The organism is Thermomonas sp. HDW16 (assembly GCF_011302915.1).
GTDB lineage: Bacteria > Pseudomonadota > Gammaproteobacteria > Xanthomonadales > Xanthomonadaceae > Thermomonas.
The window spans coordinates 633,324-654,430 of the sequence record NZ_CP049872.1 but is presented as its reverse complement, the minus strand read 5'-3'; the positions used below and the strand labels follow the sequence as shown (position 1 = coordinate 654,430).

The 21,107-nt window shown below is 57.6% G+C and carries 14 protein-coding genes and 1 pseudogene; 6 read left to right on the top strand and 9 right to left on the bottom strand.

All coding sequences use genetic code 11. The annotated features are described in order from the left end of the window. Position 1: 1 nt before the first annotated feature. The gene (locus G7079_RS02885) at positions 2-2,368 is read right to left on the bottom strand and encodes an ABC transporter permease (RefSeq protein ID WP_166055380.1); all 2,367 of its coding nucleotides are present in this window, start codon (positions 2,366-2,368) and stop codon (positions 2-4) included. Positions 2,369-2,415: 47 nt separating this feature from the next. Continuing rightward, positions 2,416-2,835, bottom strand: a complete 420-nt coding sequence (locus tag G7079_RS02880; RefSeq protein ID WP_166055378.1) for a hypothetical protein — start codon at positions 2,833-2,835, stop codon at positions 2,416-2,418. Between the two features lie 455 nt (positions 2,836-3,290). On the opposite strand from G7079_RS02880, the pseudogene G7079_RS13455 reads away from it, so the two are divergent. The 3 genes and pseudogenes from G7079_RS13455 to G7079_RS02870 form a co-directional block, all read left to right on the top strand. Beyond that, positions 3,291-3,524 (top strand): annotated as a pseudogene (locus G7079_RS13455) (cyclic nucleotide-binding domain-containing protein); the annotation flags it as partial. A gap of 99 nt (positions 3,525-3,623) precedes the next feature. Further along, entirely contained in the window at positions 3,624-3,845 is a 222-nt protein-coding gene (locus tag G7079_RS13450; RefSeq protein ID WP_255453193.1) for a helix-turn-helix domain-containing protein, read from the top strand. 547 nt (positions 3,846-4,392) lie between these two features. After that, the gene (locus tag G7079_RS02870; protein ID WP_166055374.1) at positions 4,393-4,587 is read left to right on the top strand and encodes a hypothetical protein; all 195 of its coding nucleotides are present in this window, start codon (positions 4,393-4,395) and stop codon (positions 4,585-4,587) included. A gap of 51 nt (positions 4,588-4,638) precedes the next feature. On the opposite strand, the gene G7079_RS02865 is transcribed toward G7079_RS02870, so the two are convergent. The 5 genes from G7079_RS02865 to G7079_RS02845 all read right to left on the bottom strand — a co-directional run bounded on the left by G7079_RS02865 (position 4,639) and on the right by G7079_RS02845 (position 14,362). Next, on the bottom strand, positions 4,639-4,989 hold the full coding sequence (locus tag G7079_RS02865) for a hypothetical protein (protein ID WP_166055372.1): 351 nt from the start codon (positions 4,987-4,989) through the stop codon (positions 4,639-4,641). Next, the gene (locus tag G7079_RS02860; RefSeq protein WP_166055370.1) at positions 4,986-9,440 is read right to left on the bottom strand and encodes an RHS repeat-associated core domain-containing protein; all 4,455 of its coding nucleotides are present in this window, start codon (positions 9,438-9,440) and stop codon (positions 4,986-4,988) included. Before G7079_RS02860 ends, G7079_RS02865 begins: the two co-directional genes overlap by 4 nt. 194 nt (positions 9,441-9,634) lie before the next feature. Further along, positions 9,635-11,248, bottom strand: coding sequence for a hypothetical protein (locus G7079_RS02855; protein WP_166055368.1), 1,614 nt, complete (start codon positions 11,246-11,248; stop codon positions 9,635-9,637). Continuing rightward, positions 11,181-12,806, bottom strand: coding sequence for a TnsD family Tn7-like transposition protein (locus G7079_RS02850; protein ID WP_166055366.1), 1,626 nt, complete (start codon positions 12,804-12,806; stop codon positions 11,181-11,183). Before G7079_RS02850 ends, G7079_RS02855 begins: the two co-directional genes overlap by 68 nt. Positions 12,807-12,817: 11 nt before the next feature. Continuing rightward, positions 12,818-14,362, bottom strand: a complete 1,545-nt coding sequence (locus G7079_RS02845) for an ATP-binding protein (RefSeq protein WP_166055364.1) — start codon at positions 14,360-14,362, stop codon at positions 12,818-12,820. Between the two features lie 162 nt (positions 14,363-14,524). Here G7079_RS02845 and G7079_RS02840 point away from each other — a divergent pair, with 162 nt between their 5' ends. From G7079_RS02840 to G7079_RS02830, 3 genes are all read left to right on the top strand, one after another. Beyond that, positions 14,525-14,980, top strand: coding sequence for a MerR family transcriptional regulator (locus tag G7079_RS02840; protein ID WP_166055362.1), 456 nt, complete (start codon positions 14,525-14,527; stop codon positions 14,978-14,980). Beyond that, positions 14,977-17,319 carry an N-6 DNA methylase gene (locus G7079_RS02835; RefSeq protein WP_166055360.1) on the top strand — a complete coding sequence of 781 codons (2,343 nt, stop codon included), beginning with the start codon at positions 14,977-14,979 and terminating at the stop codon, positions 17,317-17,319. Before G7079_RS02840 ends, G7079_RS02835 begins: the two co-directional genes overlap by 4 nt. A 66-nt stretch (positions 17,320-17,385) precedes the next feature. After that, complete coding sequence (locus G7079_RS02830) at positions 17,386-18,039, top strand: hypothetical protein (protein WP_166055358.1); 654 nt, start codon at positions 17,386-17,388, stop codon at positions 18,037-18,039. Positions 18,040-18,047: 8 nt separating this feature from the next. On the opposite strand, the gene G7079_RS02825 is transcribed toward G7079_RS02830, so the two are convergent. Together G7079_RS02825 and G7079_RS02820 are read right to left on the bottom strand one after the other, a co-directional pair. Further along, entirely contained in the window at positions 18,048-20,228 is a 2,181-nt protein-coding gene (locus G7079_RS02825) for a Mu transposase C-terminal domain-containing protein (RefSeq protein WP_166055356.1), read from the bottom strand. Then, a complete protein-coding gene (locus G7079_RS02820) occupies positions 20,225-21,043 on the bottom strand; it encodes a TnsA endonuclease C-terminal domain-containing protein (protein ID WP_166055354.1) in 819 nt (272 codons plus the stop codon). The genes G7079_RS02825 and G7079_RS02820 overlap by 4 nt, the downstream gene beginning before the upstream one ends. Between the last annotated feature and the right edge of the window lie 64 nt (positions 21,044-21,107).

Below are 21,107 nucleotides of genomic sequence, written 5' to 3'. Positions count from 1 at the left end.
TTCAATCCTCACGCAGATGCTGTGCTAGGGGCTGGGCAAAAAATTCTTTCAATAGGACAAGGACACTACCAGCACCACCGAGTACAGCAAGCAGGATGATGCACAGCGGCATGGCCCAGGCGAAGTCGGCTGGCTTCACCATGTCTTGCGCTGCAAGCCATGCGCCGGCCAACCAGATCGCCAGCGTACCCAACAACGCACCAAGCAATATCGACAACAGCACACCTCGCGTACCACGCCAAGCTGTTGCCAGTGGGCGTTCGCCCAGACTGGAGCGAACCGCCAGCAAACGCCGGCGGCGGCGCACTTCCAGCGTCACGATCGAGAGAATGGTTAGTACTGATATCGCGATAGTGATGATCGCCGCAATCAGACCGAGCAAGGCACGGCTACGGAACTGTGCCAGCGCTTCATTGGATTTTTCGGCGAGGTTGGCTGGTTCACCGAAGTGCACTTGGCCATCATCCACGCGTACGCCCGCGGCGGCTAGTTGGTTGATTTGTTCGACCGTACTCGTTCCGCGCAGGATGAGATTCATGATCAAAGGCGAATCCCCAAGCGTTACATAGGCCACTGGCGCTTCCTTGTCGGGATCTGGCCCGTACGGGATGCGATCCACTATGCCGACAACGCGCCAAGGCATGCTCAACTCATCGTACAGACTGATGCCAAGCACACTGCGCTTACCGGTAACGTCAATCAGCTTCTGCGCGGCCTGTGCATCGAGCATGATCTCCATCGCGCTGAGGCTGGTGTCGGATTGACGCCCACTACGCAGGTTGGCTCCCAGCACCTGCATGCCACCTGCATCTGCCTCGTTAAGTAGCAGTTTCAGTACTGGTGGCCCATTCGGTTCCAGCGAATAGGCGCTCAATCCCTCTTTGGTGGAGGACAACGGGCGAATCTTCACGAAGCCGAGCGTGTGTACATGTGGAAGTTGTGCACGCACATCACGTATGACGGCTTCACGCCGCGTACGATCTAGAGCTGTATTGCTATCTGGCTTGAGGAACAACATCCAAACTTGCCCGGTGTCTTTCTGAGCCAAGGCCTGCCAAACCCGCAGTGCATTGGCTGTTTGTAGAGTACCGAACAGCAGGGCAATGGCAGCCAGCATCGTCACCAGCGTGGCCATCGGGCGAAACAGGCGCTCTACCTTGCCGCCGACTGCATGCAGACTGACGGCGCCGAAGTGCATGCCCGCCAGACGCGCCACGGCGAGCCCTAGCACCCAGCCGGATACTGTCACCGCGAGCACAATGGTAAGCCAAGCACCCCATGGATAAGTGTGCTTGTACTCTGGTGACCACGCCAGCAAAGAATAAATGGCGGAATCTTGATGCAATAACGCAGAGAGCAGGCGTTCGAGGGGCAGCGCTAGTACTGCTCCGGCAAGTACCGGAACTAAGACGAAACCAAGCCCGAGCAGCGAGTGCGCGCGGCGTGGAATCCCCAATTGCAGGAATGTCCATTCGCTTTCAATCTTGCCCGCCCGCAATAAGGCGGACCATGCTGCAAGATTGACTGTAGCAACAGTGAGCATTATCACGCACAGGAGTAGATACAGCCATGAACTAATATCTGCGGCTCGGCGCATATCGGGCTGATTGGTAATACCGGGCACTGCGCGAAAACTGTCAAAAGGAGGTTCAACCAGATCGTGGCGCGCCAGTGCGCGTTGTAGCCTGCCACTAAAAGTTGCGGCTTTCGCATGTGCTGGGATGGCCAGCGTCCAGTAGAACCCATCAATACCTTTGACAGTTGTATTCGGAGATAGCAGATCATGGCCAAGACGCCAATCCACCCAGACATCTGTCTCATGATCCCATAGGCCATTGAAACCACGTGCGACACCGATCACGCGTAGGGGGCGTCCAGCAATTTGGAGCATTTCGGGCGCTACTTGCAGTCCCATGCCCGCCAAGAAGCGTTCCGAGACGACACAATTGGGAGCTGTGCGTTCTTCTCCGAATAACCGTGCATCCGCGCCCTTAATTTCTACCCCGAGCGAGGTGAAGAAGTTTGGTGCCACTACGTCAACCGCTACCTCATGCGTGGTGCCAGCAACCTCGACATCTATCGCCCTTGCACCTGAGGAAGCCGTGACCGCGCCGCTGTCACCGATCTCTTCTTGAAATGCCTGAATCTGTGGTGGAAACAGGAAAAGGTCAAAATTTCTTGCGGTTATGTGCGAGAAGATACTGAGGGGTTCACCGACAAAATTCGTCCCTTGCGGGTGACCGTCGCGAAGCACCGCATGCAAGTTCAATGCCGCCAGCGTTGCCGCAAAGGCAACGGCAAGGCCCAGCACGGTCAGCGCAAGGCTTGGTGCCCGGCCCATCAGGCTCCGCAATAAAAAACTCAACATTAATACTTAGTCTCTCGCACTCTCATAGAGTCAGGCGTGCCGTACGATCATTTTTTCGGCATGAAATGGGGTTTTTGATCATGTAGCCGTACCGGCTTGCGTTCGCTATTTTGTACGGTTGGTTTGTAGCGATAGAACATCACCCCAGCGATGAATGGCTTAGGATCAATGTTTGCAGGCGTTATGGAATTTAACTTAAAGTCCACGGGTACGCCTTTTTCATTAATTGTGACTTCATAGTCCAGCACGATTCGTCCATGCTTCTGAATTAAGCCAAACGCAGATCTGACCAAGGGGGGTATGGTCGGCGACATATCCTCCTGAGATGGAACCCAGTATTGATCGAGCTCAGTTCTTGACACCTTAATCGGCTTATTGTCGGCGTCTGCTGCAATGCAGACATTTGTAAATGTAAAAATAGGTACCAACAATGCGCAGAACCAAATGCGGATCCATCTCGATTTCATTCCGTACTCCTTTAATCGAAGCAGCGCCGGCAAAACCGGCGCTGCAATTTTATATCAGGCGCACGAAGGTGAATTGTGGTAGATGATGTAGCTCCCATTCGGGCCGACAATTAGGCGATCCGGACCAAAGCATCCAGCATCAGTCCATCCAGCAGGCAAAGCTTGTGCATTGCCGACCGGCAGCAGTGATGCGCCCACTGCAATCACCATCCCAAGCAGTATGTTTCGAAGTTGCATCTTTGATTCCCCGATTGCCCGCAACATTGCGGGGCATGAATCATTCAATAAGGAAATTGACAAGCGCAACGTAAATACTTCACTTTTTGACGATTCGTCATGCCCTAGATGACGCGTACGAAGGGAACGGAGCTGTTCGTGAATGGAATCATCGACCGGTTCTCGACCGAACTGCTTGATTTGCTCGCGCGCAGCGGGTCACTCAGGCCTATGTACCTGGCGATATGGTCATCCGTGAAGGAGAGGCATCCGATACGCTGTACATTCTGATTTCTGGCCGCCTCAAGGCATTCACCGAAGACCGTAGAGGCCGAGAGTTGACGTACAGTTTGATCGAGCCAGGTGAGATCTTCGGGGAAATGTTTCTGGATGGCGAGCCGCGCTCGGCATCTGTCAAGGCGCTTGTCATCTCCGAATGCGCGGTTATCAACGGAAATCGCGTTAATACTCTGATTCACCAGAATCCCGATTTCACTCAGGCTCTGATCATCAAACTGATTTCGCGCGTAAGGCATACGACGCGAAAGCTTCGAAGCGTTGCCTTGGATGGTGTGTATGAACGCACTGTCACGCTTCTCAACAATGCCGCCATAGATGACGGCAATTCGCGCAGGATTCCGCGCCAACTAACTCAGCAAGAAATCGCCAACCAAGTCGGTGCAAGCCGAGAAATGGTGAACCACGTGCTACGCGACCTGATCCGAGGCGGATTCATTGTGAGGGAGCCAACACGCGGCATGAAAATCGCGATGAAGCTGCCCGAACATTGGTAACCAAAGCGCGAAGAGTTCTAACGGGTGAATCCATCTCAGCTCAGCGCGATCCAAATCACTATGGATTTGCCTTTAGATCGAGCAGCGATGAGGCGCTCGTTCCCCCGAACGCCAGATATCGCAGATGACCTACCGGATACAACTTTATTCCCTGAGATAGAACTTTATTTCCTGAGATACAACTTTATTTCCTGTTTACAAAGTTGGAGCGTGACAATAGAGTCGAGAAACGAGCGCCAAAATAGTTGAGATAGTGGTCGCCCGACATCAAACGGTGGACACGACCACAAAAACACACCCTTCCGGCTCCATTGTTTTCTGGCCCGACTGTTGCACAGCTGCTGCTCCGCGCTTAAGCGGGGCTTCTTCTTGTGGGTAGCCAGGAAGTGAAACTGACCCTGTTAGTAGTTCGCCGAAGCGGACTTCTTCATGGAACCTCCTCGGGAAAGCGTACGAGAAAATTCCACTTCTGACGTCAGTTAATTGGCGGGGGATTACCCCCACACTAGACGCCCTCACCCGGCTGGCGAAGGAGTTGCGGGTTTCATTGGATGAACTGGTCTTCGAGGAAGACGAACGCGGCCCCAGCGATGCGCTGCGCTTGCAGTTCGAAGCATTGCAGCAGTTCGACGACGACGAACGCGCCACCGCACAGGCGGTGCTTGAAGGCTTGATCCTCAAACACCAGGCCCGGCAATCGCAGTTGCGACTACAGCCGCAGAAGAAGAAGGCTAGCCGCTAAACGAAGAAGCCCCGCGACGAGCGGGGCTTCGAATGACACCTTACATCTGAGCTATGCAGCAGGCGGGAAAGGCTTGGCCCGATTGATCTTCCATATCAAAAGAACTGACACTTCAAAAACAAGATACACAACCCCAAGCATTGCAAGATAAATCCATCCACTTGCGACACCGGGGCCGCAGTAACTCTCAGTCAGACACTTAAAAATTCGTGTCGTGATTTGCGCATCCCCCAAGAGCGCCATCGCTGCTATCAGGGCTAGGAAGACAATCAGCAGTCTTGATTTCTTGAACGCAAGTGCCCGCCTCAGCACTTGCCAGACTCGAAGTGGTATCAAACCAATCGAGGCAAGGCCTACGAAGCCAAGCAAGTAAATCAACGCGCTGCTTAGCGATGAATTCACGGCCCCCTCCGCACCTGACGCAGCAAATTGCCAGGCCAGAATGTGCCGGCTTCCACATGTGGGAATGAAGACTGACCACTCAGCGCTGACGAAGACATGATTGCGCACTGAAATGGCGCTGCCGAGGGAAGGCTGAAGGCTTTATTGATGATGCTCTCTTCTTCCTTCTTAGAAGTGTTCTTGCACGAGGACTCAACCCCTTGTCCTTTATGAAATTCCTTGAATTTCGCGATGCTGGCAGCATCGCCCGTCACGATACCGCTGCTTCCGCCGCCATTCGCAGCACCATATGATCCGGCCGGATCGTAAAGCGCAGGACCGCCAGAGCCATCTCCTCGTGTCGTGTAGACCGCAGAGTGATCTCGAACTCCACCTGGCCCAACTGTTGTCAGCAAACAAGTCTGTAGACCGAGCGTATCTACTGCATTAACTGGATTGCCCATGACATAGGCATATGTGTTTAGCCCACCGGCTTGCCCGATCGGATCGCTCTGCGTGTAGCCTCCAATGCGCGCATCGTAATAGCGGTTGATGTTGTACCAAAGGTTGGTCTCCTGATCGTAATACTGGCCGGGGAATCCAACGTTCAGTCCACCAATGCTGTCCAGCGTCACTCGCCGATCAAAGGCGTAGCTGTTCGCTCGCCACACCACACTCTTTGCGCTGTTCGTCGCCAGTTCCGGCCGACCCAAGTGATCGTTATGCACGAAATACAACTGGTTGCTGCGCACCAGGCCGACCAGTTCTCCGTTGAACCAGAGGTAGTTCGTCCACTGATCGCCGTTGTCCTTGTGCTCCGATAGCAGAGTGCCACCCGGCCCGTAGGTATAGCGATACCAGCCATGGCTCGGTGCCGCCTTCCAGACGCGCTCGTTGAAGGCGTTGTAACCGTAGCCGTTGGTGCCTGCAGGCAAGCTCACAGTCGCATAGTTCGGCTCACCGAAGCTCGTTGCCGCATTGCGGCTGATGCTGGTCGTGCGATTGAAGCCGTCGTACCCATAGGTGGCCGTTGAGCCACTGAACGACTGGGTCGCCCGGTTGCCACGCGCATCGTAGGTATAGGTATGCGGCCCCATGCTGCCGATGCGATTGCTGGCCGCATCGACGCCCAGCGATTCATCGAAGGTCCATGTATGCCGGGTCTTGTTGCTGTTGGTATCCCAGTACAGCGCCTGGTTGCCCGACGTGGACGTGACGCCGGTCAAGCGACTCAAGGCATCGTAGCCATATGTCTGGCTCAGACTGGTATTGGTCGCGTTCGTGATCCCGGTGATGCGATCGTTCGTGTCGTAGGCATAGGACAGGTTCTGCACGTTGGTCGTGCCGTTCTTGGTGTTCGCATTGGTCAGCCGGCCATCCAAGTCATAGCTATACCCACGGGACAGGCCGTTCCCATAGATCCAGCTTTTCGCAGGTCCGAACGGCTGATACAGCGTGTTCGTAACCACGTTGCTGACAACCCCACCGATATTGACCGTCATTGCTACGAGTTTGCTGCTGGCATAGCCATAACCGACCGCAACGCCGCTCGGGTAGGTGATCGCATGCAGGCGACCGAATGCGTCGTAGTAATAAAATGTCCAGTAGTCGGATTCCACCGCGTTGCCACGAATCCATTCTCGTCGGATGTAAAGGCGACCGTCTGGCATGTACGCGTAGTTTTGTGTACTGGCCGTACTTACGGTGCTGCACAAGCGACCCTTGCCGTTTCCGCACCAATCGTAGCCGTAGTCTTGGGTCTGACCACCAGCGTTGACGGCGGCCAGGCGGCCCAAACCGTCGTAGCCATACGTCGTGACACTTCCGTCATTGCGAATCATCTGGCTCAACTGGCCGTACGCGTCGTAGCTGTAGGTGGTCGTACCGCTATCTGGGCTGACTTGGCGCCATAGCTGGCCGAAGCCGTCGTAAACATACGTCGTGATCTTCCCGCGCGGATCGGTCACCTTGGTCAGCCGGTCTGCGGCGTCGTATTCGAAGTACGTATTACCGCCCGCCGGATTCGTCGACTGCACCACGCGATCCAACTGATCGTAGTACAAGGTGGTAGTGCCTAATGGCCTGACGATTGTCTTGATGTTGTTGTTCAGGTCATAGGTATAGCTCTGAGTGACAGTCTGACCGGAATTGGATCGCTGGGCCCGCACCCGACTCAATTCGTCGTAGTCGGCAAAAGCCATGGCCGTGATATCGCTCTCATTGACAACGATGTCCCCATACTCAGGCGTGCCGCCTTGGTATTCGCAGTCCTCCTCGGGGATATCCGACTCCAGATGCATCGGGTTCATGCCGAACTTCCCATAGCAGCCCAGATACCCGTAACCGTAATTGCTCCAGTAGAGGCTCATGTTGTATTTCGACGTCATGTTGCCGGCAAGATCACGCCCAAAAGACTGCGCCTCGACCCGTTTGCTCTGATCATTAAGATCGGCAGCCAACCCGACGTGCTGCATCGTGAGCTGGCGGTCTGGGTTGTACTGATAACTCATGCTCTGCCCATCGGGGCCAGTCACATGTTCCAACGTCCCATTCGCGCTATAGAAATAGCTGGTGTCCGCCGCCGTCGCGCCATCCGGATAGGTCCGCACCTTGGTGACACGCCCACGGGCGTCATAGGTGTAATCGGTGATGTCGCCGTTGACCCCGGTCACCCGCCCCGGCTGGCCCAGCCCATTCAGATTGCTATAGGTCACCATGTGGCCAAGGCTGTTCTGGGTCGAGATCAAATCGCCCTGATTGTTGTAGCTGGTCGTGACGGCATCACCGGCTCCAGGCAATGGCCCATCGACGGTGACGGTCGCCAGCATGCCGTTGGCATGCAGCGTGTAGGTATACGTGGTGGTGCGTGTCTGATTGAGATTGTTCGCCGGCGATGGCGCCAACAGATTGGTCGTGGAGACACTCGCAATGCGGCCACCGCTCGTGTACGTGTATTGCGTGAGGTATTGCCCATCCAGTTGCTCGCTTAGCAAGCGGTTGCTGGCAGCATCCCACTGATATCGGGTCACACGTTGCAGCGCCGTGCCTGCCGCCTCGACCTTTTGTGTGAGTTGGCCCTTGGCGTTGTAGTACGTGTCGGTGTAGATGCCGTTGAAGTCCTGCCGCGTCACCGGGTAGCCGTTGGCGTCATATTCGCTCAAGGCGTAGTTCGTCTGCGGGCACCAGGTGCTGGCATGGCCGGTGACGGTGATGGCTTTGCCATCCTTGTAAACGGTGGTCGTTTGTTTACCTAGCGGGTTGGTTTCCACCGCAGTGAAGGTGCCGTCGGTGGCATTCGTGCTGTAGCTGAAGGTGTACTTGGCATACCCGTTGTGTTCGGTGCTGGTCGCATAGCCATTGGCGTCGTATGTGAACTTGGAATAGCGAACGCCGTTGAACGACTTACCCGTCAATGCGCTGGTGTCGGTCGATTTCTCGTAGTGGTAGGTGGTCGTCGTGGCCGGACTGCCGGGCTGCGAACTGGCCGTCAACCGATGCAAGCCAGTGCCAAAGTAATTGGCGTTATAGGAGAAGCCGTAATAATTGCCCGCTGGATCGCGCACGGCAGTCAACTGGCCGCTGGTCCAGGTAAATTCGACGTAGCGGCCCGAGGTATGGGTGATGCGGTAGGGATAGGTGCCGCTGGTGTAGGTAAACGTCCAGCCGATGCCATGCGCGTTCACCACCGACGACACGTAGCCCGCCAACGAATACGTCTCGACGCCAAGCTCCTCGCTATAGAGGATGAAGCTGCCGTTGCTCTGCGGCACGATCCTGGCCACGGCTTGCGGTTTGTCTTCGTAGAAGATGCCGTCCGCGGCCTTGATGAACTTGATCGTGCGTCCATCGGGACGCCACGCGTAAATGATCGTGTTGGCTCCGATCCCGCAGGCGCCGCCGCCGGGGCGCGGGTAACAGGCGTTGAGATCCGTGGTGCCGAAGGTCAGTTTGTAGTCGAAGTTGCTGACCCAGTACTTGCCGAACAGGCCCGCGCCCGGCCAGTAGTGGTTGTAGGTACGCGTCAGGCCGAGGGCCATTTCACCGGAACTGGTGAAGTCGGCCTCCGGCTCGATCTTGTTGCCGGTGGCTGGGAGAATCGGGTTGCCTACGCCGCAGCCGATTTTTGAATTGGCGTTTTGCCCTGAAGCATTGGCTGTACTTGGGGCCTGGATTTGCGATGCGTATCCATTGCCCGTATCGAACAAGTCGGGGGGGGAATAAGAAGAGCTGCTGCCGTAGCTGGAGTTACCTCCCCAGCTATAGGGGTCGTTGTCGAAGTCGCCACGCGTGCCCGTTACGCTGACATATTCATCAGGTGCATAGCACCACCCATCAGCGTAGTGCCAGTTTGTCTGACAGCTGCCGGGCGACGTAGCTTGCACCCTTGCAAGCGCATGGCTTGGTGCAAACAAAAAACTGAGGACGAAAAGCAACGCAGCCATGCCGCGCGACGTCTGTCGAAACATTTTCATGATTTCCCCATATCCATGGGCATACCGCATTGCACGGCACCGCCCTCCCTAGCGAGCTTCTTTCATATCCGGCTGTTCGAAGCTCTGCACGCCGCAGCGCACAAACGCGCCATCAATGTGAAATATTTACGCTAAATGACGGAAGGGGCCCTTTCGCCGTTGCGGCTACCTTGCGATTTATCCGCTTGTCATCATCAGCCAGCTACGCCGCGCGTCCATGCCGGCCTTTTCTCCGGTGGATCGATCTTTTCCAAGATCCGGTGCGCCCACTTTTGTTCCCCTAGGTCGCGATGAGTCGACAGCATGACCTGGTAATCAGGGTCATCCTTGAGCAATTCAGATACATCCGATCTACCGAATCCGGTCAACCATCGGGAGAGTTTGGCCCCGATTTCCTTGATCGTGGCCGATTCGGGTTCATTCCGTCGAACGACAGCCAAGGTATAGGAGGTCTGCCCTTCCAATGGCTCTAGTTCGATCAGATACCCGAGCGCATTTGGCGTCTTGAGCCGACCGAACATGACCAGCCGGTCAGGCGGCTGGCAGGCCGGCACATGATCAGACAATGCCTGGATGCTGAATTGCAGCGTCCAGCCGTGACGGGATTCGATAGCATCCCGAAATGCCTGGATGAAGATTTCGAAATGCAGCGGCGTGGCATCGCGTCCTGGAATGCCAAGAAATTCGGCGCTCGTTCTTCCACCCGGCCGTCGTTCGTCATCGAAGCTGAGTGGGGCCTCTGGCGGCGGCAATCTGCCCTCGCCACCCTCACCACCACCGCTCTTGTGTGCGCCACCCTGCTTCCTGCTGGAATAAATATCGAAGACCCGTGCAGGATCCGAATCGTCGTGCTCGATGACCCGTTGACGCACCAGTTTCGGCTGCCCAACGCCCTTTGGATCTTGATTGATGCCGGCACGCGATGGCTTTTCCTTCCTAGCGCCTTCGTCCGCATCAACCGCTAACGACATGCCTGGATTCTTGGGTGGTGGCCCCTTCTTGTTATGGAAGACCAGGAGCGTCCGATAAGGCGACTTGCTGCGGGATAGCGTGCCCAAAAGGTCGCTGATGAAGAAATCGCCTGACCCAAGATGGTGACCTGCGACTTTCCATCGTGACCAGGATGCGCGAGGGGGGAAGCACTGCAACGGAACCCGGTCATGCTTGTCGATGAGCAGGCGCTGCGCTTCCGCAAATCGACGATGGAACACGTCCGAGAAGGACTCAACCCAAGGGTACTCAAAGAGTAGCTTGGCGAGATAGCGCCCAAACGCTTTCGTCACCGTGCCTTGCGGCACTAAGGGCGCGATATGCAACCTCGCTTCGTCACCGCGCAATTCGCCACTCGCAAGTTCGCTAAGAATGAGGGGTCTTAGAAGCGCATGCGAAATCATCCTGGTTTGCGCATGGAATGCACGCAAGACCTGAATGCAAGGGATAACGACCCGACCACGCTTTAGCTGAAACGCCAGGCAGTACTCATCCTGCAGTGCCTGCAAAAGCATCCACCCTGGCTCGCCATGCGTTGCCTCGGCCCAAGACACCAATTGAGGCTGCGTTTCGATATCGATATCGAGCGTCTCGAGTGCCACGGCATGCCCTGTGAGATAGCCGTTGACGAAGACTGAGCCAGGCCGCAGCTTGGGCAACAGCCCCCATGGCAACCTCAAGTCGAATACTTCGCCCTTGCTATCCGCGAAATAGACATGGGTTCGCCATTGCCGCCCACGGTCTCGAGCGTCAGGAGACCCGACGGCGACCAATGTCGCCTCGGCGTGTGGGCCCAAGGGCCAATCCTTGATCTGCATCCTGCACGTCCTGTGGCACTTGCTGGTACTGCCGCTGTAGCCAAGGGTAGAGGGCGATTGCGGACCGAGCCAGCGCCTTTGCACCGCCAGACCAGGGCGAGCGAACGCCCGCCGAGCGCAGGAGCTGCCAAGGCTCCGGGGCATGCGCATAGTGCCAGGCCCATTCCCGCACGGCGTTTGCCAAGCGACGCTTCAGGAATTGCTCCGGCGTTTCCGCCCATCGACCCAGCGCCGCGCGGAGTTTTGGCAACTTGGCCAACTGATTGCGATGCACCCCTGTCAGCCGCAGTTGCCGTTGCAGGCTTGCGACCGAGACGCGATACCGCTTGCTGCGATCGCCGGTCACCAAGACACGAAACGCGGCGGGGAGCTTCCGGGTCAGCTGTCGGTCGAGGCTTTTCCAATCGATGCGGCCTGGACGAGCAGCCATTTGCGGCTTTCGGCGAACGGCGTTCCAGGCGCGTAACCAGGCCGGGCTGTGTCGATAGAGCCGCATGTACAGATCGGGGCGCTTCAATCGCCAGACCTTTGCACCCACCGCTGGAAATTCAACGGCAAGTTCGCGCCACGCTCGCCGATCCGCGGCCACGACTTTCGACTCAGCCTTGACCGGTGTAGATAACCGCCGCCGTTGCCTTGGCTTCGAGGCGCTTCTGGCAGGTACGTCGGACGTCAGCTCCGTCAGCAACGCCTCCATCATCAGATGCTGGAGGGGGTGCGAGCTCTTGCGTGGTGAGCGCACCAGCGCGGCGACCCAATGCGATGAATGTTCGATGTCGGTGCGCAAATCCAGAGATTGCCACCACGCCATCGGCAGCCGGGATCGCGCCTCAGGCAGCAACGACGCCCACCGCACACGACCGCCTGATGTCAGCCAACCGCCGCGACGCATGAAGTCCAAGTGGTGCCGGCGCCAAGCATTTGCGCCGATCGGGCCCTTACCTGCAAGCAATTCCTGCGATCGCACGGCAATGGCCGACGCGCGCTCCGTGTCAGGAATCCGCAACTCCTTGTCATCGGTTCGCATGGCCGCGCGGAGATCAACGGCCTGGTGCTTATGGCTGCGCGCAGACAGCACCACGCCGCTTTCAATCAATGGACCGGCATGGATCGGACACCAGATCACACCCGGGCATTGATGCAGACGCCGCCAGACAGGCGCACTCCATTCCTGTGCATCATCCTTCACGCACTGCGCGCAATAACGAAGTCGATGTGTGGCCGCTACGGCGCTAGCAGTCACGCCAGCGGCCACATGGATATCACCACCGTGGCGGCTTCCAATCATCCACTGCTTGAGCATCCGCCGACGCTCCGGCAACAGCACGGAACCGTAATACGGAAGCAGCGTATGTCTATCGATCAGATCTGTCGCCGGCATTTTCAATGCCTTGGCCAACACACCTAGATGGCATGGAAGATCCCAGGCTGCCGCTCGATTCTCGGATCCAAGCACCTGCGCCATTGCCTGCCGCGGCGACAGTCCGCCGGCCATGCGCGCATAGCGCGCCAACAGGCTGTATAGCAGTTCATCTGGTGCGGCGACCGGAAAGAACAATAATCTGCCGGTCAAAAGCCAACCGCGTCCGGCAAGCGCACATGGCCGGCTTCAAGTAATGCGTCATGCCCCGACAAGTGTGGTTGTTGTTGCACCAACTCCCACAGGGTGAGGCCTGACGGCGTTTCCGCAGGAGCGGGGGCCTTTTTCTTCTTCGGCGTTTTGGCGGGCTTCGCCGAGGCCGCTGGAGTTCCAGCTGCAGCAGCCGTTTCGGCTTCACGCCGCTGCCTCAATCCTGCCAACACATCGTGCAGTTCTTCGGGTTTTACGCCAGCGTGGAGAAGTGCAGTCGATAAATCCGGCGCAGCAGGCGCTTTCGACTTTCGCCTATTTTTCCTGGTATCGGGTTCGAACAATCGATCAAACTCGCCACTCATGAGTTCAGGATCGCGGCGCTTCAAATACGGTATCCATGGAACGAACCAGGCGAATTCGGTACGCACCACGGCCTCGAACAATTCCGGCGTCAGCTTCTCATCGTCAGCGCCGATCACGTTGTACTGCGCCATCTTGAAAATCTTGACGGCGATATCCGTGATGCCCTGCGACCACTCATACAGTGCGTCCTGCAGCTTCTCGGTGAGTGGTGTCGGCTTTGAAAGCCACTGCAGCTTCCACATCTGTTCGACGAAGAAGGCCCAGGTGTCGTCGTTATCCATCGGCTGCCAGTCGATGTGTCCCAGTGACGTATTGCGTCGCCCCTGCTCGAACCCACTATTAAGCACGCTCATGGCCTTTGGCGTACCGATCAACATCACTGGCGTATGTATTTCGGTACGCAAATGGGTGAAGACATCCAGCAGCAGGCTCGCCTCCTCGTTGCCCATGCGGACCAATCGCTGGATTTCATCGATGACCAGCACCCCAAGCCCGAGCGTGCTCATGATGTCGACGAGATTGGGAACCAGTTCGGGGCCGGACCGCCTGGAGTTCTCGAACCGGCGGTGATTGTCGGTCCCCATCAATCGATCAAATTCCTGGAAGATGTTCATCAGCAGCGTGCGTGCTCCGCCCGATGGCGGACATGCCACACGCGCCCAAACCAATTGCGTGCGATGGAATGGCACGCCTTGGAAGCCCTCATGGGTAAGCAACTGCGAATGCAGGTTTAGTATCGAGGTGACGGCAGTCGTCTTGCCGACGCCACTGAAGCCGATCAATGAAAGCCCGGGCGCCAAGGTGACAGGCGGAAGAGTGATGAATTCGCGCTGATCCAGCCCTTGCTTTTCCACCAACTGCCGCTGCAGACCAAGTGGAAGCGGATTGCGGCACTCGTAACCCGCGCGAATCATTCCCGAAATGCGATTTTCCAGCTCAAAGAATCGCGGCAGCGGCTCTACGAAGTTATCCAGACGCATCGTGAGTTCGCGGCGAGCATACGCCGGCAGCTCGCATTCGCCCTCATAAATGCGGGGCGTACGAGCGACTTCATCAATCACCTGTTCCTCAGTGAGAGGCCGTCGAATGGTCAACGCGAATGGATTGAACCGCACGGGCCCGTTCAGCCCCGCTGCCTGCGGATTACCCGCTACTGCCGCGATCTTTTGCGGCGTCATATCGCCTTCCCCATCACGATCGTTACCCCCTCAAGGCTAGCGCTGGAGCGACCCAGCAACTCTGAACAATATCCCTCCCACCTGAGCGACTCGCCAAGCTGAACAATACAACGGTTTAATTCGTTGTAAACAACGAATTAAACTGGCGTATAGTGCCCACCCATGCGCTACACGCCCGCTCAGGTCAAGGAAGCCTTGGAAATCACCGAGGAAACCTTGCGCTATTGGCGGCAAAAGCTTCCGCCGCTGAAAGGGAAGAAGGGGTATGCCCCCTGTTTCAGCCCAGGAGACTTGCTTGCGCTAAAAGTCGTCACCCAGATCCATGGCTTGGGCGTGAATGTGGGGGAACTCGTGTCGCACTCGGTCGAATTCTTCAAAGCTTGCTCGCAAGGTGCGTGGTTCGGCCTTGAGGACAAGGTGCTCGTGTTCGACGGCCAAACCATGGAACTGGTCAGCGCCAGCGAAGAAGGCAGTTGGGCACAACAAACACGGATCGCGGTCCCTCTGGGGCCCCTCATCCGGCAATTGCGCCAGCGGTTGTCCGAGGAGGAATCCTCTCCCGCGCAACCTGAAATCGTCTTTCCACCGCTGGGTGTTGCTCAAGGGAGGTCCAAATGAGCTCCGCACTCGCCATCGACAATCTGGATATCTGGCGCACGCAACTGGGACTGATGCCGGTTCCGCTGTTCGGCCAGCAGAACGAGCGCCGCCATGTGCTCCTCAATGGCGGCAAGGGCAACTTTTGCCTGGATCTGACCGGCGATGCACACGACCATGGCGCCGAGCGTGACCGCGCGTGGTCGGCGGACGTCGGCCACTACGTGAAAGTCGATCGCGACACCGTGCGCGTCTGGCGCTGGGACCAATCCTCCGCCGAGACCTACACGCGCGGGCTCGTTGCCGACAACATCGTCAAGTTCCAGACCTACCTTGAAGAACGGCAGCCGTCCAAGACCAGTTCTGTCGTCAGCCACTTCATGTCGATCTACCGGCAGGTGCGCACCATGCTGGGTGAACAGGTCACAGGCCCGGAGGCGCTGCAGGCGTTCCTCTATCTGCTGGCCAGTGCCGACGAAGGACAGAACGGCGCCGTTACGCGGATCGACTGGAGCAAGTTGCCGCGCGCCCAGGAGCTTGCCGGCTCGCTTTCGGATCTGCAGCGCGATGGCCTTCGCGAAGACATGATTCGCGTGCGTCCTGGCGATCAGCTCAAGCCCATCATCCCGCTGGTGCTGCGCCATGCCTCCGGTCGCCTCTTCCAGGAAGCCCACTACCTGGTCGAACTGGACCCGCAGCTGTCGTTTTTCGGTGCGTCCGAAGCCAAGAAGGTAGGACGCGATTCCGCAAGCGGCGCTTTCTTCACGCCCAGTCCTCTTGTCCGCACCGTGGTGGAGGAAGCACTGAAGGCGCAACCGCCGATCAACGCGGATATCACCGTGCTGGATCCGGCATGCGGCTCCGCCGAATTTCTCCGGGAAGCCCTGCGCCAGCTGCAGATGCGTGGCCACACGCACCGAGTCAAGCTCGTGGGCTGGGACATCTCGCCTGCGGCACTTGCCATGGCGCGGTTCGTCCTGGACTGGGAACGCAGCCAGAGCAATCTGGATGTTGAAGTGGTGCTTGAGCAGCAGGACGCACTCCGGCTTGATAGCTGGAACATCGGCGCCCGATTGATCCTGATGAATCCGCCCTTCATTTCCTGGCAGGGGATGGGCGACGCTCAGAAGCAGCGGCTGACCGATCGCCTGGGAGCACTTGCATCGAAGCGCCCGGACTATGCCAGCGCGTTCTTCTACAACGCGGTCAACGCACTGCCCAACGGCGGCGTGATCGGTGCCGTATTGCCTGCTTCACTGCTGGATGGCGAATCGTACGTGGAACTGCGCAATACCATTGCCGCAGAGGTCAAGCCGCACCTGATTGCGCGCCTGGGCAGCCACACGGTCTTCGCCGATGCCGTCGTGGATGCAGGACTGTATGTGGGGGTGCGCGGCCAGCTCGACCGGCCGCCGCTGGCCGTGTGGTCGAACCACAAGGCGGACTCGTCGGCACGTGCCTTGCGGCGCTTGCGTTCGATCACGCCTCAAACCGTCAAAGGATATGTGGCCGACAACGGCGACTTCAGCGTCTACGCTGCGGAGCATTTGGGACAGGATGGCCGCAGTTGGGCGCCGCGCTCCTACACCGCTTACCGACTGCTTCAGGAGATTCACGGGCTTCCGCTCGCGAAAACGCTATTCGATGTCTCTCAAGGCACCATTACTGGCCTGAATAGCGTGTACCTGGTGAGCCGCGAGTACGCCGAAAACCTGCCCAAGGGCGAGCGCAAGTATTTCCGTCCTGCAGTGGTGAACAACTCAATCGTCGACGGCGTATTGAACGACACCACCTATGTCTTCTACCCCCATGGCAAAGGGTTGGAAATCGACTCCGAAGAGATGCTGCTCAAAAAGCTGAAGGTCTTCGCTGCCGATCGCCTGCTGCCGAACAAGGTGGCCTTGCGCAAGCGTTCTCGGATCAAGCCGGACCAGTGGTGGGTGCTTTCCCTGCCGCGGCAAAGGCTCGATGCCGTCGGCCCCAAGATCCTTTCCACCTATTTCGGTGGTTCCGGTTCATTCGCGTGGGATCCAGACGGGCGCTATATCCCCATCCAGGGCTATGGATGGGCGCCCAAGACGGCGGAGATTGCGGGCTGCGAAGAGGCCTACGTGGCGCTCTTGAACCACCCGCTGACCGATATCTTGCTGTCGGGTGTGTCCAATAACCTGTCGGGTGGGCAATGGAATTTGTCCGAGCGCTACGTCAATCAACTACCCCTACCGAAGCTGCTGCCGGACGCGCCAATCACCGAAACTCTCATCGGGATGGGTAGCGCACTGAATAGCGGTGAGTCGCCCGATCGTGATCTATGGACGCGCGCGGTCTATCAGGCGTACGGACTGAAATTGCAGGCCTGACCCATGGGACGCGCCGAGAAGAAGCGGCAACGTGCAACCCGGGCGTCTCCCGCACCGCAGTGCATCGTGGCTTCGGACGACAGCCTTGGACGCAAGTGCGCACAGGCCCTGAAAGGGGTGCTTGGATTGCATCATGTTGAGCACCAGTCTCGGCGATTCCGAGGCACGACGTCGCTGTATTTCTTCACCACGCCGCCAGCCGAAGCGGAAGTGCGAGGGGAGAATCGCCCCGTACTTCCGCTTCCAGACGGGAATCGATGGCTGCATATCGCCATCGATCTGCACTTCATTGCCGATAAATACTGGCGCGTAAATCACATCTCCATCGGTCTTCTCCAGGGCGACCCGTCGACACCCCAGAAGGAACACGTGCTGCGCGCCGAGTGGCAGATCCATGAAGCCGAAACCGATTCGGGGCACGCGCAACCACACTGGCATGTCCTAAGTGCCGCCGGCGTCGCCGAGCTCCCGATGTTCGACGAAGTCGTCGAGGCGATACCGGGGTTTGAAGAGTTCCTTGCCGACGCACGGCCAAAACCCGCAGGTAACGGCACCTTCGGTCATTTCCACTACGCAATGGTCACCGACTGGCACCGCATACCATCGACAGGTCCGTATCAGGTGCTTGCAGATGAAGCGGCAGTAGTTGCTTGGCTAGAAGGCTGTGTGCGTTATATCCGCCATCAGCTGGATCACGTCGACCGCAAAGCCGGGAAATAAGAACAATCTCACTTTCCCTGCCGCCGCTCCCGCAGCAGCTTGAGCCCGCGCGATTCGCGAAAGTCGGACAAGGATGTAGTGGAAGCCGAGGCCTTCGGCTGAGTGGCCTGCGTATTGGAAGGAGCCGCCGCCGGTGACGTCCCCTGAACACCCTCGTGAACCTTGGCGTTCTGCCGCGCGCGTTCCTCATTGCGAGAGTCCCGCACACCCTGCGTGGCCGCGGACTTGGATACCGGCGGCGTGTCTTTCTTGCGATCACGCGTACGCTTGCGCTGCTCTTCGACGACGTCCTCTACGCGCGCATGGAGGTTCACCTTCCCGGCGAGCTGCTCCTCACGCATGAGAGCATCGCGATATTCGAGGAATTTCTGATAATCCTGAATGTCCTCGAGCGACAGGCCAATCATCTGCTCGTCGCGACGAAGGATGGGGCACGCGATCAGCGGCCTACGGCCTTCCGGCAGCAAATAAATGAACTCCAGGTTGCGCCGGTCAAAGCAAATCTGCACTTTCCAATGTCCCTGAGTGCGCGCCTTCTGGAACCACTCGAGCTCATGCGCCAGCGAACAATCGTAGTCTGCCTCCAGAAAACGCAACCCATGTCCCGTCACGGTCGCCTCCCCGCGCTCCAACAACAGCATGCGGATAGCATCTTCCGACTTCACACGGAGCGCGCCGCTCCGATGCAGGACACCCCACTGCCATAGATCGAGTGGACGAGGCTTTATGTTGTGCTGAATCTCGAAGAGGTCAAACGGATGGCTCTCCAGGATATGGAACGGGTTGTAGTACAGGACAAACTGAATGAGAATCTGATTGATCCCAAAGATATCCAGTTGCGCCTCCAGCCGCGGATCCTTCTTCCGAATTTCATTGCGGGTACGGCGAATTGCCCCGGGAAGCGTATGGAGTACATGGTTCGCCAAGGCGAAGTTCCCTTCCACGAAGGGCTTCCAGTCCGGCCGGAACGCGGGGAGATTGGTGATCTTGAGGTTGTGCTCATCCACCACGGCATCCGCTGATTTCGCGATGATCTCACCCCGATCCGCAATGATGGATTCCGGAAAGTGCCTGCACGGCCATTCCTTATCTTCAATCGGAATCTCGTACCGCTCGCAGAACGAGACCTTGGACTGGGCGGTATTCGCCAGCGTTTGACGCACCATCAACACGCTTGGCGACTCGATGCCCGCATGCATGCCGCCAATCAGTCCCGAGAAGGCATCGGTCATGAAGTAGTGCGTCGCCCGGCCGATCGGGCGCTCCCGCATGATCGAATTCACCATGTGGGTATCAGTCTCGGTCGCATCGATCTGGAACACCGAGCCAGGCCCCATGACGAGGCTGCTGTTGCCAAGCACAGGGCGCATGGTTTGTTCATAGGCCTCAACACCATCTTGCGCTTTCTTGACCGCGCTGATGCCGTGCTCTTTCTTCGCGTAGTACCGGAATTGTCGCAGTGTGGGTCGACGATCCAGAGGGAGTGGCTCGGTAACCAACCGACCGCTTTTACTCCGTTTTGTCGTGCTGTATTTCTCCTCGATCAGCTTTCCGAATGCATACGGAAGCGACTGCGGATTCAGCTTCAAGACGTATTTCTTGAGATACATATCAAACAGCTTGGCAGTCTCCGGTGTTACCGCCGGACCTCGTTCGACATGACCATGGCGTTCCAGGACCGAAGCTCGACCTGGCTTCTTTCCATTTTCAGAAATTCGTCGTTCCCCGCCGGCGCCAGACCGATCGTAGTTCGTGGCTAAAGCATTTTTCTGTTTACCGCTTTGCCAATAACGCCGCAGATCGCGAATCAAAGTGTTCCGGCTACGTTCGCTGGTCTTCTCAGCAGCGGTCAACATCGAGGCACGAAAAACGCGGTCAAAGCATTTCGGTTCGTCCGAGACAATTGCTTTGATGGCCCGCCAGTTCTTATCGCGTCGGCCCTTATGCTTGACGTCAGCAGTCACCAGATGGGCGAACTCATCGATGGAAAGCGTCAGCGTCCCCTTAACCCAGAGCCGATCCAGTTCCTTTGCTGAGATCAATTCAGGGACGGCCTTTTCGTCATCGAGGGCAATCGTTGCCGCAGTGTCATGCGCGCGATCCAGCCACAAGATCCGTTCACGACGCACTGGCCCCTGTTTAGAGGCAGCCCTTTGGACGACCATGCCTATTGCCGGCAGCGAGCTCATGCCACACCCCGCTCAAGGCACTCGTCTGCAGATTCAGCGGGATGAAGCCTCAGCACATCCTGCGTCTTAATGGCCTGGTGCATATCGATGCGCCAAGCCTTTGTCGCCAACTGGTGCCTCACCAGAAACAAGGACGTGCCAAGTTCAAGTCCGAGCTTGCGATCCACTTCCAGGCAGGCGATGGCTAAGGGCTGATCTTGTGCATCTAGGGCGATGCGAAGCACTGGCAGAATGTCGGCCAAGGGAAGCGTGGCGATATGCTCGTGATCGTCGAGCGTTCTGGCGCTATGAACCCACTCGATGTTCTTGGCCATTGGCCAAGGAATTTCGTTTTCGGTGATGATTGCCCAGTCAGTACTCCTAACCGCCCAGAACTGCCGCTCCAGCTCCAGAGCCAGCACCTTGGCTCGGACACTCAGCTCTTTCGCAGGCTTGATCGAGCGCGCTCGGCGGAGGAGTTGGCCCTCCGCCTGGAAGTCGATCACAAAGTCGGTAGTCCTCACCCGCGGCTCACCATTAGCCACAGGGATCCGAACACCCAGGCGATCTGCCAGCTCGATGGTTTCTTCGAGTGGTAGCAGGGGGAACTGCTCGTAGTAGTCGACGATGGCGTCCGACCACTCGAGCAGGTAGGCGAACGCCGTCTCGATGTCCGAGAAGCATTGGATCGTCCGCCCGCTCTTCCAGCTCTTGAACCGGCTCGCCTTCCCCTTCGAGGAGAAGTCCCGCACGTGGATCCAAGGGAGGTAGTGCTCGCCGGTACCTTGTCCCCGGCCCTCTCTGATCTGGCGGTCAGTCCATTTGAATTGACCCATTCGCGCTCTCCTTACGCCTTAAAAGCGAGGCTAGCACGAGTATCTCAACTATTTTGTCCGCTAT

Bases quoted from the DNA above. Each gene is read 5' to 3' on its own strand.
- G7079_RS02855 (WP_166055368.1), bottom strand. From the start codon at position 11,248: ATGCAGATCAAGGATTGGCCCTTGGGCCCACACGCCGAGGCGACATTG.
- G7079_RS02860 (WP_166055370.1), bottom strand. From the start codon at position 9,440: ATGAAAATGTTTCGACAGACGTCGCGCGGCATGGCTGCGTTGCTTTTC.
- G7079_RS02820 (WP_166055354.1), bottom strand. From the start codon at position 21,043: ATGGGTCAATTCAAATGGACTGACCGCCAGATCAGAGAGGGCCGGGGA.
- G7079_RS02880 (WP_166055378.1), bottom strand. From the start codon at position 2,835: ATGAAATCGAGATGGATCCGCATTTGGTTCTGCGCATTGTTGGTACCT.
- G7079_RS02840 (WP_166055362.1), top strand. From the start codon at position 14,525: ATGCGCTACACGCCCGCTCAGGTCAAGGAAGCCTTGGAAATCACCGAG.
- G7079_RS02835 (WP_166055360.1), top strand. From the start codon at position 14,977: ATGAGCTCCGCACTCGCCATCGACAATCTGGATATCTGGCGCACGCAA.
- G7079_RS02885 (WP_166055380.1), bottom strand. From the start codon at position 2,368: ATGTTGAGTTTTTTATTGCGGAGCCTGATGGGCCGGGCACCAAGCCTT.
- G7079_RS02845 (WP_166055364.1), bottom strand. From the start codon at position 14,362: ATGACGCCGCAAAAGATCGCGGCAGTAGCGGGTAATCCGCAGGCAGCG.
- G7079_RS02825 (WP_166055356.1), bottom strand. From the start codon at position 20,228: ATGAGCTCGCTGCCGGCAATAGGCATGGTCGTCCAAAGGGCTGCCTCT.